This window comes from Micromonospora sp. NBC_01740 (assembly GCF_035920365.1).
GTDB classification, from domain to species: domain Bacteria; phylum Actinomycetota; class Actinomycetes; order Mycobacteriales; family Micromonosporaceae; genus Micromonospora; species Micromonospora reichwaldensis.
Window position 1 is genome coordinate 1,844,812 of record NZ_CP109150.1, and the last position, 15,322, is coordinate 1,860,133.

The window sequence follows — 15,322 nt, forward strand, 5'->3', positions numbered from 1 at the left end:
TGCCCGAGGCCGGCCCACCTCCGTCGAAGGCGCGGTCGTCCGGTCAGCCGAGGGTGACCGGGGCGGTGTTGTCGGCCGGATCGTCGTCCGGACGCGGGTAGTCGTAGTACGACCTGACTTCGCCGGGGGTGCCGGCGGGCCCGTCGATCCGCAGGTCGAACGGGACCGTGAAGCTCTGCCCGACGGGGAACACGGCCCCCAGCCAGCAGACCCAGGACGTCGGAGCGCCGCCCTCGTCGTCGCCGGTCGGCGAGCAGCCGGGCGGGGTGGCCAGCACGGTCACGCCGGCCGGTGGGGTGAAGCGGAACCCGCCGGCGTTGCCACCGGAGACGGTGCCGTCCGGCACACCCGGACCGTCGTTGCGGATTCCCACGCTCACCCGCACGGTGGCACCGACGGCACCGGTGACGGTGGCGCCCACGGCGACGACGTCGAAGGCGCCGTGGATGTCGCGCAGGTAGGTCCCGCCGCCGGGGCCGGTGGCGGTGACCGGATCGAGCGTCCCACCGACCGGCCGCAGCCGGAGCGCGCGGTCGGCCTCCCGGCGGGTCAGCCGCACGTTGCCGGGCAGCGGCCCCGCGGTGGCCAGCGGCTCCACGAACTGGGTGATGCGCTTGTCGCCGAGGGCGGCCGGGCCGACCGTGGTGGCGAAGCCGTTGCGCAGTTCGTGCCGGATCCCGGGCGCGAACGTGCCCCGCACGGTGCAGACCACCACCGTGGCGAGCACGGGATCGGTGCCGTACCGGCAGTTCCGGTAGCTGGCCGGGTGCAGGCCGACCGGAAAGCGGAAAGTCACCCGCAGATCCTCGGCCGGCTGGTCACCGGCGTTGACCACGGCCACGGGCACGGCGTGGACGTCACCGACCTCGGCGCCCGAGACGTACTCGTCGACCAGGTCGAGAACGTCGGCACCGGAGCGCACGCTGACGGTCGCCTGCTGGGTGTACGGCTCCAGCCCGTCGGCCCGCACCGTGTAGTCCAGCGTGCCGGTCGCGCCGCCGACGGCGCCCGGGGCGGCGCGGAACACCACCGGCACCGTGCCGTTGACGGTGCCGTACTCGTCCGGGGTCGCCTCCGGCGGCATCGGGCAGGTCACCGAGGTGCCCTCGGTGACGCACCAGCTGGGGAAGCTGGCCGTGGCGACACCGGCGAGACCGCTCAGGTCGACGGTGACCCGGGGGGCGGTCGCGCCGCTGCTGCTCAGGTCCAGCGGTGCCGACCGGCCGGGCGCGCCGGCCGCGCCGACGGTGAGGTCGTTGAGCCAGCCGCTGACCCAACCGGGGTCGGTTTGCGCGGCGGCCGGGCCGGCCACCGTGCCGGCGCCCGCCGTGACCACGGCCAGCACCGTCAGGGCGCGCAGCACGCTGCGGCGCGGGAAGCGCACAGTTGTCATCGATCTCCTTCGTGGGGTGGGCCGGTCCGCGGAGCCGCGGCGGGGCGTCACCGCCGGCCCGGTCGGCGGACCTGATCCTAGTGACCGCCGGCCGCCCGATCCGGCCCGCCGGAGCGACAACGTTCGATGGCGCGGGCTCCGCCGGCAGAATCGGCCCGGCCGTTTCCGCGCTTCCTCACGGGTGGATCGCCGGTGTCACACCACCCGGCGTGGTCGCCGCCCAGGTCGGTGCGGGAGACTGGCAGGCATGGCGGCTCGTGGCTTCCCGTACACCGATCTCAAGGACTTCCTCGCGGCGCTGGAGCGCGCGGGCGAGCTGCGGCGGGTGAGCGCGCCGGTCGATCCCACCCTGGAGATCAGCGAGATCGTCACCCGGACGGTCCGCGCGGACGGGCCGGCGCTGCTCTTCGAGCGGCCCACCCGGGGCGAGATGCCGGTGGTGATCAACCTCTTCGGCACCGAGAAGCGGATGGCGATGGCGCTCGGCGTCGAGTCGCTGGACGAGGTCGGCGAGCGGATCGGCAACATGCTCAAGCCGGAGCTGCCGGTGGGTCTCTCCGGGATGATGGACGGCCTCGGCAAGGTCAGGCAGCTCACGTCGATGCCACCGAAGAAGGTCAGGACCGCCCCCTGCCAGCAGGTGGTCTACCGGGGCGACGACGTCGACCTGGACCGGCTGCCGGGGTTGCAGGTCTGGCCGGGTGACGGCGGGATCTTCCACAACTTCGGGCTGACCCACACGAAGCACCCGGAGACCGGCAAGCGCAACCTGGGGCTGTACCGGTTGCAGCAGCACTCGCGGAACAGCATCGGCATGCACTGGCAGATCCACAAGAACTCCACGGCGCACCACGCGGTCGCCGAGCGGCTCGGCCAGCGCCTGCCGGTGGCGATCGCCATCGGCACCGACCCGGCGGTGGCGTACTCGGCCAGCGCGCCGCTCCCCGCCGACATCGACGAATACCTGTTCGCCGGGTACCTGCGCGGCGAGCGGGTCGAGATGGTGGACTGCCTGACCGTCCCGTTGCAGGTGCCGGCGCACGCGCAGATCGTCCTGGAGGGCTACATCGAGCCGGGTGAGCGGCTCCCGGAGGGTCCGTTCGGCGACCACACCGGCTTCTACACCCCGGTGGAGCCCTTCCCGGTGATGCACATCGAGTGCATGACCACGCAGCGCGACCCGGTCTACCACACGATCGTCACGTCGCAGCCGCCCCAGGAGGACCACGGCCTCGGCAAGGCCACCGAGCGGATCTTCGCGCCGCTGCTGCGCTTCCTGATCCCGGACATCGTCGACTACGACCTGCCCGCCGCCGGGGTCTTCCACAACTGTGCGATCGTGTCGATCCGCAAGCGCTACCCGAAGCACGCCCAGAAGGTCATGAACGCGATCTGGGGCGCGCACATGATGTCGCTGACCAAGCTGATCGTGATCGTCGACGAGGACTGCGACGTGCACGACTACAACGAGGTCGCCTTCCGCGCCTTCGGCAACGTCGACTACGCCCGGGACCTGCTGCTCACCGAGGGCCCGGTGGACCACCTCGACCACGCTTCCTACCAGCAGTTCTGGGGCGGCAAGGCGGGCGTCGACGCGACCCGCAAGCTGCCCGCGGAGGGCTACACCCGGGGCTGGCCGGAGGAGATGCGGATGGCCCCCGAGGTCGTCTCCCTGGTCGACAAGCGCTGGAAGGAGTACGGCATCTGATGGCCACCGCCGTCGAACCGGTGCAGCGACCGGGCCGGGTGAAGTCCTTCCTCAAGCTGGTGGCGATCGAGCACTCCGTGTTCGCGCTGCCGTTCGCGTACCTGTCGGCGCTCACCGCCATGCAGGTCGACGGCGGGCGGGTCCGGTGGCTGGACCTGCTGCTGATCACCGTGGCGATGGTCGGCGCGCGGACGTTCGCGATGGCCGCCAACCGGATCCTGGACCGGCGGATCGACGCGCGGAACCCGCGTACCGCCTCCCGGGAGCTGGTCACCGGGGCGGTCAGCGTGCGGACGGCCTGGACCGGCGCGGCGGTCGCGCTCGTGGTCTTCCTCGCCGCCGCCGCCCTGCTCAACCCGCTCTGCCTGGTGCTCGCGCCGCTCGCCGTGGTGCCGCTGGTCGTCTACCCGTACGGCAAGCGGTTCACCAACTGGCCGCACGCGATCCTGGCCGTCGCCCAGGCCGTCGGCCCGGTCGGCGCCTGGCTGGGCGTCACCGGCACCCTCGACGGCTCCTGGCCGGCGTGGCTGCTGGGCGTGGCCGTCGGCCTCTGGATCGGCGGGTTCGACCTGATCTACGCCTGCCAGGACGCCGAGGTGGACCGGCAGATCGGTGTGCACAGCGTGCCGGCCCGCTACGGGCTGCGGTTCGCGCTGCACGCCTCCACCGTCGCGCACGTGGTGACGTTCGCGCTGTTCGTCTGGTTCGGGGCGCTGGTCGGCTTCGGCTGGCTCTGGTGGGTGGGTCTGGCGCTGACCGCCGTCGCCTTCGGCTACCAGCACCTGGTGGTCAGCCCGACCGACCTGAGCAAGGTCAACCGGGCCTTCTTCACCGCCAACGGCTTCGTCGGCATCGCGCTGTTCGTCTTCGCCCTGCTCGACCTGGTCGTCCGCCTCGGCCTGCGCGCCTGACCGGTCAGGAAGGGGCCCCTCCGCCGGCGGCAGCGTCGACGAGGCCGCCTCCTCCGCCGCCGTAGCGGGTGCTCTCCAGGGTCCAGTCGACGGTGGCCCGGACGGCGTTCGCCACCCCGTCGAGGTGGTCGGTGACCGCCTGGTCCAGCGCCGGGCCGAACGACGGCACCCCGGCGCGCAGCTCGACGAAGCGCCGCATCGACGCCCGCCAGCGCTCGGCCGTCAGGCCGACCGCGGTCTCCACCGGCACCCGCTGCTCGGCCGCCGTCGCGAGCACCAGGTTGTGCCCGCCGGAGGTGGCCTCGTCACGCTCCAGCGAGGCGAGGTCGTTGTACCAGGAGAGCAGGTCGTTGCCGGTGTCGGCGATCTCCCGCAGCAGCGGGTGGTGGTGGACCGGGTCGGGCAGCGGGCGGCCGGTGACGAACTCCACCAGCGGATACGACACGTACGCGGCGGAGGTGGCGCGCCGCAGCGCGACGTACTCGGCGACGCCGGGGCGACGGCCGGCCGCCTTGTTCGCCGCCTCCCGCCACGTGCCGTCGAGATGGTCGGCGACGGCCTCGGTGAAGCGCAGCCGCCAGCGAGCCGGCATCCGACGGCGCGGCTCCCGCCACGCGTGCACCAGCAGCCGCCTCAGCGGCCCGGTCAGGCCGGCGTGCCGGAGCCGGGGACCGGCGTGCAGCAGGGTGAGCGCGCCGGCGCGCAGCGCCCGGATCTGGTCGGCGTCGAGCCGGCCCGGCCGGTCGCACGCGTCGTCGACCAGGAAGAACCAGGTGAACAGGGCCGTCAGCGCCCGCAGGTCGGCCTCGGTGGCGCCGGGGTAGAGCCGGCCGGCGTACCGGGCGACGCCGGCGTGCGCCAGCCGTTGCGGCGCCGCGTCGTCAGTCGCCAGGCCGAGGCCCGGCAGCAGGTCGCCGACCAGCCACTTCTGCACCCGGTCGGCGTGCGGCGAGAGCCGGGGCGGGATGGGGCACTCCGACCGTAGCGACCAGAGGACCTCGCCGGTCATCACCGATTCCTCCCCGGTGCGATCCCGCTTCGCGTGGGAATCGCCACCGGCAGCATGTCAGGCGGGCGGGATGGTCGCGCTCCCGACCCGACATCGCGCCCGTCGGCGCACAACCGACACCTGAGCGGGACATCACGGACGCTCCGGACGGGGGTGCCCGGCATCGGGAGGGGACGACCAGGCAGGCTGGAGGGCATGCGCGAACCATGGGTGGTCGGAGTCTCCGGGGCGTCCGGCACGCCGTACGCGGCGGCCGTCGTGCGGGCGCTGCTCGACGCCGGCGAGCCGGTGGACCTGATCGTCTCCCGGGCCGCCCGGCTGACCGTCCTCGACGAGACCGGACGCCCGTTCCGGGACGCACACTGGGCCGACGACCTCGCCGCCTGGCTGGGCCGCGACCTCGCGGGAGCCGACGTGCGGCACTGGCCCGCCGGCGACCTGGCCGCCGGCCCGAGCAGCGGCTCCTACCGGGTACGCGGGATGGCGGTGGTCCCGGCGAGCACGGCGGCCTGCGCCGGCATCGCGATCGGGCTCTCCAAGGACCTGTTGCAGCGGGCCGCCGAGGTCAACCTCAAGGAGCGCCGGCCGGTGGTGGTGGTGCCCCGGGAGACGCCGGTGACCCGCAGCCACCTGGAGCATCTGATCGCGCTGCACGACGCCGGAGCGGTGGTGCTGCCGGCCAGTCCCGGCTTCTACGGCGCCGGGGCGGCGGCCTCCGCCCCGCAGCTCGTCGACTTCGTGGCCGGCAAGGTGCTGGACGCCCTCGGCGTACCGCACACGCTGTTCCGTCGCTGGTCGGGTGAGCTGGGCGCGGTGCGGGAGTGACCCGGGCCCGGCTCACCGCGACGCGGACCGGAGCTCTCGTCCGGCCCGCGTGATGATCCGCACCATTCAGTACATGCCGGCGTTGGCCGGGCCCGGCCCGGTCGAGGTGGCCGGCCCCGCGTTACGCGGCTTGCCGACGTCTTCCGCCTCGTCCAACATGCCCTCCCCCTCAAGCAGGGCCCGCACCTCGGATTCCCGAAACCGGCGATGCCCGCCTGGAGTCCGGATGCTGCCTATCCGGCCCGCCGCTGCCCATCGCGTCACAGTCTTCGGGTCAACCCGAAACAGCGCGGCAACTTCACCCGGTGTCAGCAGGCGATCTCCAGTGTCCACAGCCCCCTCCTCGCGTCGACGAAGCCCCCGGCTGAACACACTGCCCCCGGCCGGTGCGAGCCCAGAGCCGTCATGAGGGACGTATGGCAATTACAGCACCAGCGACCTGGCCTGTCCGCCAAACGCGAAAAACGCACTGAGTGGGAAGTTAGGAAATATTACCTGCGTGCGGCTCCCTTGACTGTCAGTTTGCAAGCGACTACACCCTGTCATGTCCAACGCGCGCCGGATGCCCGACGTTACGCCCGGACCGCTAGGGTCACAGTCCGTGGACGCCATCGACCTGAGCCTCGTGGAGCTGCTACGCGGCAACGCCCGCCTGTCCTACGCCGAGCTGGCCCGGCAGGTCGGCCTCTCCGCGCCCGCCGTGCACGAGCGGGTCGGCAAGCTGGAGTCCAGCGGCGTGATCCGGGCCTACCGGGCGGAGGTGGAGCCCGAGGCGATCGGCTTCGCCGTCACCGCACTCATCGGGATCGTCGAGGACTCCGGCGGCGACACCGACGACGTGCTGGAGGCCTTCCGGCAGATGCCCGAGATCGAGTCCTGCTACTTCATGGCCGGCGTCGAGTCGTTCCTGCTCAAGGCCAGGGTCGGCACCATCGCCGAGCTGGAGCGGCTCATCGTGCGGCTGAACCGGACCCCGGGCGTCGCCTCCACCCGGACCGGCATCGCCCTCTCCACGAAGTGGGAGAACCGGCCACAGGCCCCGGTGCCTCCCGCCACCTGACCCCGCCACCCGCCCCCCGCCCCCGCCGCCCCGACGGCCGCGTCCGGTCACCCCCGGCCGTCGGCCTCCGGACGGCCGCGTCCGGCCGGCTCTGGCGCCCGGTCGCCGGGCGGCGATAGCGTGCGCCGATGACGAAGCCAGCCCCTGGGACGGCGGTGGTCACCGGCGCGACCGGCGGCCTCGGCCGCGCCATCGCCGCCGCGCTGCACGCCGACGGCTGGCCGGTGCTCCTCACCGACCACGACGACCAGGCGGTGGCCCGTGCCGCCGCCCCGCTGGGCGGCTGGTCGCGCCGGCTGGACGTACGCGACTCCGACGCCTGCGCCGCCGTCGCCGCCGAGGCCGCCGGCCGGGGCGGGCTCGGCCTCTGGGTGAACAACGCGGGGATCCTCGTCACCGGCCCCTCGTGGGAGCACGACGCGGCGACCCGTCGCCGGGTGGTCGAGGTCAACGCCCTCGGCGCGATGAACGGCACCCTTGCCGCCCTGGCCGTCATGCGGGGACAGGGGCACGGGCACGTGGTCAACGTCGTGTCGCTGGCCGGCCTGGTGGCCGCGCCCGGCGAGACCGTCTATGCGGCCAGCAAGCACGCCCTCGTCGCGTTCAGCATCGGCACCCTCGCCGACCTGCGGCTGGCCGGGCACCGGGGCGTACACGTGTCGTGCCTGTGCCCGGACGGGATCTGGACGCCGATGCTGCACGACCGGCTCGACGACCCGGGCGCTGCGGCCTCCTTCACCGGGACGCTGCTGACCCCCGAGCGGGTGGCCCGGCGGGCCGCGCGGCTGGCCCGGCGGCCCCGCCCGGTGGTCAGCGTCCCCCGCTGGCGCGGCGCGCAGGTCCGGCTCCTCGACGCGCTGCCCGGCGTCGCCGTGCGCCTCGCCCCGCTGATCCTCGCGGCCGGCAGGGCCGGGCAGCGCCGCCAGCGCCGGCGGATCGGGGCCGGTCCGCAGTGAGCGGGCTTGCTAAGTTTCGAACGTGACTCACATCGACCGGTGCGACGAGGCCAGCCGGCGCTGGGTGACCGAGGCGATCGCCGCCGTGGAGGCGGACGCCAACCGCTCCGCCGACACCCACCTGCTGCCGTTCCCGCTGCCCCGGTCGTGGGGGATCGACCTCTACCTCAAGGACGAGTCGGTGCACCCGACCGGCTCGCTGAAGCACCGGCTGGCCCGTTCGCTCTTCCTCTACGGGCTGTGCAACGGCTGGATCGGCCCGGAGACCACGATCGTGGAGGCGTCGTCCGGCTCGACGGCGGTCTCCGAGGCGTACTTCGCGCGGATGCTGGGGCTGCCGTTCATCGCGGTGATGCCCGCCTCCACCTCGCCGGAGAAGATCGTCCAGATCGAGTTCCAGGGTGGCCGCTGCCACCTCGTCGACGACCCGGCCAAGGTGGTCGTGGAGGCCCGCTGGCTGGCGGAGGACTCCGGCGGGCACTTCATGGACCAGTTCACCTACGCCGAGCGCGCCACCGACTGGCGGGGCAACAACAACATCGCCGAGTCGATCTACGCGCAGCTCGCCCTGGAACGGCACCCGGTGCCGGCGTGGGTCGTGGTGGGCGCCGGCACGGGCGGCACCAGCGCCACCATCGGCCGGTACGCCCGCTACCAGCGGCTGCCCACCAAGTTGTGCGTGGTCGACCCGGAGAACTCCGCGTTCTATCCCGCCTGGCAGGCCGCCGACTGGTCGGTGCGCACCGGGCGGGGCTCCCGCATCGAGGGCATCGGCCGGCCGACCGTCGAGGCGTCGTTCGTGCCGTCGGTGGTGGACCGGATGGTCCAGGTCCCCGACGCCGCCTCGCTGGCCGCCATGCGCGCCGGCTCGGCCGTGCTCGGCCGCCGGGTGGGCGGCTCGACCGGCACCAACCTGTGGGGCGCCTTCGGGCTGATCGCGGAGCTGCTCGCCGAGGGCCGCACCGGCTCGGTGGTCACCCTGATCTGCGACGCCGGCGACCGCTACGCCGACACCTACTACTCCGACGACTGGCTGGCCGCCCAGGGACTGGACCTCACCCCGCACCTGGCGACCGTCGAGCGCTTCCTCAGCACGGGCACCTGGCCGGCCTGAGCCGCCTCGCTGACCTGCGCCGCCTGCCTGGCTGAGCCGCGGGGCGGCCGAGCCAGCCTGGCCGGCCCGGGCCGTCGGGGGAGGCGCCCGCAACCCGGTCAGCGCGGGTCGACGCGCTCGGCCAGCCCGGGGTAGCGCACCACGTAGCCGTCGCCGTCGAGGTCGATGTCGGCGGTGAAGGTGTCGCTGGTGAAGCGGACCCGGCCGGGGCCGAGCGGGGTGTAGACCTGCTCGGCGGGCACCACCAGCAGACTGGGCACCAGCACCCAGGCGACGTCGATCCGGTGCGGGGTGTCGGCCGCGGCGCGGGGCAGCCCGAGCCGGCGCACCGGTAGCGCGTTGAACAGCGCCGCCCCGCCGAGGTCGACGTCCACCGCCCCGGCCAGCCGGTCCGGGTCGTCGGTGCCGGGAAGCCCGACCGGCGGGTGGCCGGCCGCCCGCAGCGCCGCGTCCAGGTCACCCTGCTCGGCGGTGGTCACCCGCCACCCGTCGGTCGCCCGCTCCAGGCGTACGCTCCGCAGCCACCCGGTGCCCTCCGCCTCGACCTCGACGCGGAGGGTGGCCCACTCGGGGTCGGTGGCGAGCTGGTAGCGGCAGGTGTAGGGGATCGGGTCGACGGCCGTGAGCGTGCCCCGCGCCGTCAGTCCACGGCCGTCGTCGAACAGCGCGTGCTCCGCGCCGGCGGTGTCCGTCCGGGTCCAGAAGAGCGACTTCGGCATGGTCGGCATGAGCCGGACGTTACGCGACCCGGCCGGCACCGGCAGCGGATGCGCGAACGCCGCCGCGGAGCCTGGGCCCCGCGACGGCGTTCGTGGATGACGCTGTCGGTCAGTGGGTACGCGCCGGCGGACGCCCGCCGAAGCCCCGCCGGTCGTCGCGCGGCCGGTCGTCGCGCCCCCGGCCCTCGGGCCGGAAGCCGCCCCGGTCGCCGAAGCGCCGCTCGCCCTGCGGCCGGTCACCGTAGCCACGGCCGTCGGTCGGGCGGTCGGAGTAGCCACGGCCGTCGGTCGGCCGGTCGCCGTAGCGGCGTTCGCCCTGCGGGCGGTCACCATAGCCACGGCTGTCGGTGGGCCGGTCGGAGTAGCGGCGTTCGCCCTGCGGGCGGTCGCCGTAGCCACGGCTGTCGGCGGGCCGGTCGGAGTAGCGGCGCTCGCCCTGGGGGCGGTCGCCGTAGCCACGGCTGTCGGCGGGCCGGTCGCTGTAGCGGCGTTCGCCCTGCGGGCGGTCGCCGTAGCCACGGCCGTCGGTCGGCCGGTCGGAGTAGCGGCGCTCGCCCTGGGGCCGGTCGCCGTAGCGGCGCTCGCCCCGGGTGTCACGGTCGCCGTAGCGGCGCGGGCCGCCCGGCCGGTCGCCGTGCCGGCGCGGCTCCTCGGCCTCGATGCGCACCGGGACGCCGCTCGGCTCACGGGCGCCGGTCAGCTCGGCGAGCGCCGGGTCACCGACCCGCACCCGGGTCTCGGCCGGTGCCACGCCGGCCTTCTCCAGCATGGCGAGCGTGGTCCGCCGCTGCTTCGGCAGCACCAGCGTGGCCACCGCGCCGGACTCGCCGGCCCGGGCGGTACGCCCCGCACGGTGCAGGTAGTCCTTCGGGTCCTTCGGCGGGTCGACGTGCAGCACCAGCGAGACACCGTCGACGTGGATGCCCCGGGCCGCCACGTCCGTGGCGACCAGGACGTTCACCCGTCCCTCACGGAACTCGGCCAGCGTGCGGGTACGCATCCGCTGGGTCTTGCCGCCGTGCAGCCCGCCCGCCCGTACGCCGACGGCGGCCAGCTGCTCGACCAGCCGGTCGACGCCGAGCTGGGTGCGGGCGAAGACCATCGTCCGACCGTCCCGGGCCGCGATGGACGCGGCGACCGGGAACTTGTCGTGCGGCGGGATCAGCAGCATGTGGTGGTCCATGGTGGACACCGAGGCGGTGGACGGGGCGGTGGAGTGCGTCACCGGGTCGGTCATGAACCGCTTGACCAGCGCGTCGACGTCGCCGTCCAGGGTGGCCGAGAAGAGCAGCCGCTGGGTGCCGGCCGGCGTCTTCGCCAGCAGTTCGGTGACCTCGGGCAGGAAGCCCATGTCGGCCATCTGGTCGGCCTCGTCGAGGACCGTGACCTCGATGTCGTCCAGGTGGCAGACGCCCCGGGCGATCAGGTCGCCCAACCGGCCCGGGGTGGCCACGATGATCTCCACCCCGCGCCGCAGCGCGTCGATCTGCCGGTCGTACGGCACGCCGCCGACGGCGGTCTTCAGGAACACGCCGACGGCCTTGCCGAGCGGCATCAGCGCGTCGTTGACCTGCATCGCGAGTTCCCGGGTCGGCACCAGGACCAGGGCCCGGGGGCGCAACGGCCGGGCCCGGTTGCGGTCGGCCACCAGGGCCAGCAGGGGCAGGCCGAAGGCCAGGGTCTTGCCGGAGCCGGTCTGGCCACGGCCGAGGACGTCGCGGCCGGCGAGCGCGTCGGGCATGGTGGCGCGCTGGATCTCGAACGGGGTGGTGATGCCCTGCCGGGCGAGCGCCTGGACCAGCGGCTGGGGCAGCCCCAGCGCGGCGAAGTCGGTGGCCTCGGGCGTCACCGGGGCGGCCGGGTCCTGGACGGTGCCGTCCCGCTCGACGGCGGTCTGCGCGTCGGCGGTGTCGAGGGCGGGCAGGAACGTGCTGGGTTCAGCAAAGGTCGTCAAGAAATGCCTTTCGAGCGGGGCGCATCTTCGCGATGGCCTGCCGCAGCTGAACGCCGCCGAATCGCCCGCAAGATCGCCCATGGGCGCGCAGGGCGCGCCGGGTCAGTGATCCCCACCAGTGTACGGCGACAGGGCGAACCCGCCACCCGACCACGGACGGGTAGTGGGCGGGCTCACCATCGACGTCGTACGCGGCTCACTTGTTCAGGACGCCGCCCACCAGCCCACCCACCGTGTCGTTGGCGAGCAGCACGACCAGCACGCTGATCGCCACGAGCAGGCCCAGCGAGGCGGCCAGGACGACCACCACCTTGGCGGTGCTGGAGCGCTGCTCGGTGGGGGTCTCCGTCCAGCCCTGGGCCAGGATGTGCCCGGTCAACGAGCCGGAGTTCTCCACCGGATTGTTCGGGAACGACACGGTGCTGAAGCCCGGGCCCTCGGTGCCGGCTCCGGCGCCCGCGCCGTAGATGGTGCCCAGGTCGGGTCCGCCGTCGTAGCGGCCCGCGGGGGCGCCCCCGGCCTGCCCGACGCGCGTGGCCGAGCCGCCGCCGTCGACGCGACCGCTCAGCCGGCGTGCCTCCCGGGGCGCGGCGGCCGGCTCGGCACCACCGGGCCGGCGGTCACCCGGGTTGGTGGGCGGCGGCCAGCCCGGCAGTGCGGGAGCGGGCACCACCGGCGGCCCGGACACCGGAGGTGCGGAGAACGGCGGCGCCGACGCCGGGGGCGCGGAGAACGGCGGCGCGGATGCCGGGGGCGCGGAGAACGGCGGCGCCGACGCCGGGGGTGCGGAGAACGGCGGCGCCGACGCCGGAGGTGCGGAGAACGAGGGCGCGACCGCCGGGGGCGCGGAGAACGGCGGCGCGGATGCCGGCGGTGCGGAGAACGACGGCGTGACCACCGGCGGCGCGGAGAACGGCGGCGCGCCCGCGACGGGGCCCGGTGCCGGTCCGGCGCTCGCGGCGGCCGTGAGGGGCGGCGGCGGGAACGGTGGCGCCGGCGTCGGGCCGGGCGGGGGCGGCGGGGCGGGCACCGGCGGCCCGGGTGGCGGCGTGGGCGGCGCCGGCACGGGCGGTACCGGTGCCGGCGGCCTGGGCCCCGGTCCCGGGGGCACCGGGCCGGGCGGGTAGGGACCGGGGACCGGCGGCGTCGGGGCCGGGACGGGAGGGGCCGGCGACGGCGGGTTCGGACCAGGTACTGGCGGAGTGGGGGCCGGCGCCGGCTCGGGCTCCGGGACGGGCGGGGTCGGCGGCTGCGCCGGCTCCGGCGGCTGGGCGGGCTCCGGCGGCTCCGGGTTGACCGGCGCCGCCCGGTAGATCCGGGCCTCGCCCGTCCGGGAACGGATGGCCCCGGCCTCGTCCGCCGAGATCCGCCGCATGCCCGGTACGGCGGCGCTGGCCCGCGCCCCCGCCGTGCCCCGCTGACCGGGGACCGGGGTGGCCGCCGGGGCACCCGTCCCGGCGGCCCGGTAGGTGGTGCCGGCGCTCGGGCCGGGCGGCGGTACCGCCTCGCTCCCGCCGGGCGCGGCGGCGGTGGCCACGGACACCCGGCCGCGGGCCGGCGCGTCGGGCTGTCGGCGTACGTCGTCGGAGGGCGGCTCGGTCGACGACCCGGACGGCCCCGCCGCGCCGTCGGCTGTGGCCGGCGTCGGTGCGCCGACGGACGTCAGGGGATGCGGTGCCCCGGCACCGCTCCGGTCGGGCGCGGATCCGTGGTCGACCGGCTCCGCCGGAACCTCTTGCTCGGCCATGCTCGCCCTCCGCGCACGCTCGCGCCCGGATCCGCGACATCGGACCGGGCGTGCCTGTCTGTCACCGTGCCACATTCCGGCCCGACGGCACAGCCGGAGCGTGTTCCGGGGGCGATGTCGGGCCGATCCCGTCGGTCGGCCCGGGGACCGTGGTCAGCTGCCGGAGCTCGCCGAGGCGGTGGCCGACGTGCTGGCCGAGGTGCTGGCCGCCGGATCGGAACTGCTCTGCGCCGTGGTCGGCGCCACACTGCCCCCCGAGGGGCTCGGCGACGAGGCGTCCGAGCTGCTCGGGGACGGCGACGGCGAGGTCGACGTGTCGGGCGTGGGCGTGGGCGAGGGGGTGCCGGTCGGCGTCGGGGACGGCGAGGTCGACGGTGACGTCGACGGGCTCGGCGACGGCGAGGTCGGCGAGGTCGGCGAGGTCGGCTTCGGGCTGGTCGGCGGCTTCGTCGCGGGCGGCTTGCTCGGCGTCGGCGTCGGCGATGGGGTGCTGACCGGTGCGGGCACCGCCCCGATGACGCGGGTGGCGGCGTAGAGGCGCGACCAGCGCACGGTGGAGATCTTCACCACGTCGCCGGTGGTCGGCGCGTGGATCATCTTGCCGCCGCCGACGTACATGCCCATGTGGTGGATCGTCGTCCAGCTGGTGCCGGAGGCGAAGAAGAGCAGGTCACCGGGGAGCAGCGCGGTGCGGGACACGGTGCGGGACCGGGTGGCGTAGTACTGGTCCCGGGAGACCCGGGGCAGCCCGTAGTAGCCCGCCGACCGGTAGGCGGCGTAGATGAGGCCGGAGCAGTCGAACCGGTCCGGCCCCTCGGCGGCCCACAGGTAGGGGTCGCCGAGCTGCGCCTTGGCGTACGCCAGGGCCTTCAGCGCCGTCGGGTGGGCGGCCAGCCCGCTGGCGGTCTCGTTGCCGAGGTAGCCGGCGCCGAGGCGCTGCTCGGCGGCCTCCTGCTGGCGTTCGATCTCGACGAGCTGGGCGGCGTTGTCCCGCTTCAGCTTGTCCAGCTTCTTCTCGGCCGCGCGCAGGGCCTTCTCGCCGGCGGAGTATTCCGTCCTGGCGCCCGTGAGGCGGGAGTCGGCCGAGACCATCGCCTGGCTGGCGGCCTGCTCGCCGGTGCGGGCCCGGGACACCTCGCCCTGGGCGGCGGTGGTGCCGCCCTCGGCCTTCTCGCCCCGGATGATCCGGGAGAGCCGGCTCAGTTCGTGCAGGTCGTTGGCGAACTCGCCCGGCGGGAGGGCGGCGGCGGCCTTGAAGGCGCCTGCGGCGGCGGCGTCGGCGCCCTCCTGGGCGCGCGCCACCGCGTCCCGGGCGAGGGCGAGGTTGCGCTCGGCGGTGGCACGCTGCGTCTCGGCCTCGGTGCGCTTCTGCTGGAGCAGGAGCAGCTGGTCACGGAGCTGCCCGACCTGGGCCTCGGCGGCGTAGATCTGGGCGGCGAGCGGGCCGTTGCCGACGTTGCCGCCCGGCACGCCGGGGACCGTGCCCGGCAGCCCGGGGACCGTGCCCGGCAACCCCGGGACCGTGCCCGGCAACCCCGGGACCGGCGTGCCGCCGGGGAGCTGGAGCTGGCCGCTGTAGGACGGCCGGGACCCGGTGTCGGGGACGCTGGTGGGCAGCGACGGGTCGGCCTGGACCGGGTTGGCGAGGACCGTGGCGGCGACGGCGCCGAGCAGGGCGGACCAGAGCGCCGGGCGCAGCACCGGCGAGATCACCGGACTCCGCCGTCGCTGCCGTCGCCCGTGCCTGCTGTCGCCCATTCCGCTCCCCGTCCGGCCTGCGTCGCCGCGCCGGGTGGGCGCGGCCGTCGGGACGCTACCAGTGTGTGGCGAACGTCCCACCCTGTCTTACCGCACCCAGGCAACGATGTCGATGCGTCGGCAGGTAACAGGAGCCTGAGAGTTCGGTGAACCGGCGCACGGGGGCCG

At 75.0% G+C, this 15,322-nt stretch carries 14 protein-coding genes; 7 read left to right on the top strand and 7 right to left on the bottom strand.

Features of this window, described 5'->3' with window-relative positions; genetic code table 11:
* Positions 1-43: 43 nt before the first annotated feature.
* The gene (locus OG989_RS08910; protein WP_327030240.1) at positions 44-1,393 is read right to left on the bottom strand and encodes a hypothetical protein; all 1,350 of its coding nucleotides are present in this window, start codon (positions 1,391-1,393) and stop codon (positions 44-46) included.
* 247 nt (positions 1,394-1,640) lie between these two features.
* On the opposite strand from OG989_RS08910, the gene OG989_RS08915 reads away from it, so the two are divergent.
* Both OG989_RS08915 and mqnP read left to right on the top strand, forming a co-directional pair.
* Positions 1,641-3,101: a menaquinone biosynthesis decarboxylase gene (locus OG989_RS08915; RefSeq protein ID WP_327030241.1), complete on the top strand. Its 1,461-nt coding sequence runs from the start codon at positions 1,641-1,643 to the stop codon at positions 3,099-3,101.
* On the top strand, positions 3,101-4,012 hold the full coding sequence (gene mqnP / locus OG989_RS08920) for a menaquinone biosynthesis prenyltransferase MqnP (RefSeq protein ID WP_151455000.1): 912 nt from the start codon (positions 3,101-3,103) through the stop codon (positions 4,010-4,012). Before OG989_RS08915 ends, mqnP begins: the two co-directional genes overlap by 1 nt.
* Positions 4,013-4,016: 4 nt before the next feature.
* On the opposite strand, the gene OG989_RS08925 is transcribed toward mqnP, so the two are convergent.
* Positions 4,017-5,021, bottom strand: coding sequence for a terpene synthase family protein (locus OG989_RS08925; protein ID WP_327030242.1), 1,005 nt, complete (start codon positions 5,019-5,021; stop codon positions 4,017-4,019).
* Positions 5,022-5,216: 195 nt separating this feature from the next.
* Between OG989_RS08925 and OG989_RS08930 the strand changes: the two genes are divergently transcribed.
* Entirely contained in the window at positions 5,217-5,846 is a 630-nt protein-coding gene (locus OG989_RS08930) for a UbiX family flavin prenyltransferase (RefSeq protein ID WP_327030243.1), read from the top strand.
* A 66-nt stretch (positions 5,847-5,912) separates the two neighbouring features.
* Here OG989_RS08930 and OG989_RS08935 read toward each other — a convergent pair whose 3' ends face one another.
* Positions 5,913-6,179, bottom strand: coding sequence for a BldC family transcriptional regulator (locus OG989_RS08935; protein WP_132232190.1), 267 nt, complete (start codon positions 6,177-6,179; stop codon positions 5,913-5,915).
* Positions 6,180-6,447: 268 nt separating this feature from the next.
* Between OG989_RS08935 and OG989_RS08940 the strand changes: the two genes are divergently transcribed.
* From OG989_RS08940 to OG989_RS08950, 3 genes are all read left to right on the top strand, one after another.
* Positions 6,448-6,906: an Lrp/AsnC family transcriptional regulator gene (locus OG989_RS08940; RefSeq protein ID WP_151454997.1), complete on the top strand. Its 459-nt coding sequence runs from the start codon at positions 6,448-6,450 to the stop codon at positions 6,904-6,906.
* A gap of 128 nt (positions 6,907-7,034) precedes the next feature.
* A complete protein-coding gene (locus OG989_RS08945; RefSeq protein WP_327030244.1) occupies positions 7,035-7,862 on the top strand; it encodes an SDR family NAD(P)-dependent oxidoreductase in 828 nt (275 codons plus the stop codon).
* 22 nt (positions 7,863-7,884) lie between these two features.
* Complete coding sequence (locus OG989_RS08950; RefSeq protein ID WP_151457415.1) at positions 7,885-8,976, top strand: PLP-dependent cysteine synthase family protein; 1,092 nt, start codon at positions 7,885-7,887, stop codon at positions 8,974-8,976.
* Positions 8,977-9,074: 98 nt separating this feature from the next.
* On the opposite strand, the gene OG989_RS08955 is transcribed toward OG989_RS08950, so the two are convergent.
* From OG989_RS08955 to OG989_RS08965, 3 genes are all read right to left on the bottom strand, one after another.
* A complete protein-coding gene (locus tag OG989_RS08955) occupies positions 9,075-9,695 on the bottom strand; it encodes a putative glycolipid-binding domain-containing protein (RefSeq protein ID WP_442791946.1) in 621 nt (206 codons plus the stop codon).
* A gap of 109 nt (positions 9,696-9,804) precedes the next feature.
* Entirely contained in the window at positions 9,805-11,649 is a 1,845-nt protein-coding gene (locus OG989_RS08960; protein ID WP_442791916.1) for a DEAD/DEAH box helicase, read from the bottom strand.
* Positions 11,650-11,845: 196 nt separating this feature from the next.
* Positions 11,846-12,319 (bottom strand): hypothetical protein, encoded by a 474-nt coding sequence (locus OG989_RS08965; RefSeq protein ID WP_327030247.1) that lies wholly within the window; start codon positions 12,317-12,319, stop codon positions 11,846-11,848.
* Between OG989_RS08965 and OG989_RS08970 the strand changes: the two genes are divergently transcribed.
* Positions 12,282-12,776: a hypothetical protein gene (locus OG989_RS08970; RefSeq protein WP_327030248.1), complete on the top strand. Its 495-nt coding sequence runs from the start codon at positions 12,282-12,284 to the stop codon at positions 12,774-12,776. The two genes, OG989_RS08965 and OG989_RS08970, sit on opposite strands and share 38 nt — an antisense overlap.
* Before the next feature lie 773 nt (positions 12,777-13,549).
* On the opposite strand, the gene OG989_RS08975 is transcribed toward OG989_RS08970, so the two are convergent.
* On the bottom strand, positions 13,550-15,154 hold the full coding sequence (locus tag OG989_RS08975) for a C40 family peptidase (RefSeq protein ID WP_327030249.1): 1,605 nt from the start codon (positions 15,152-15,154) through the stop codon (positions 13,550-13,552).
* Positions 15,155-15,322 lie beyond the last annotated feature (168 nt).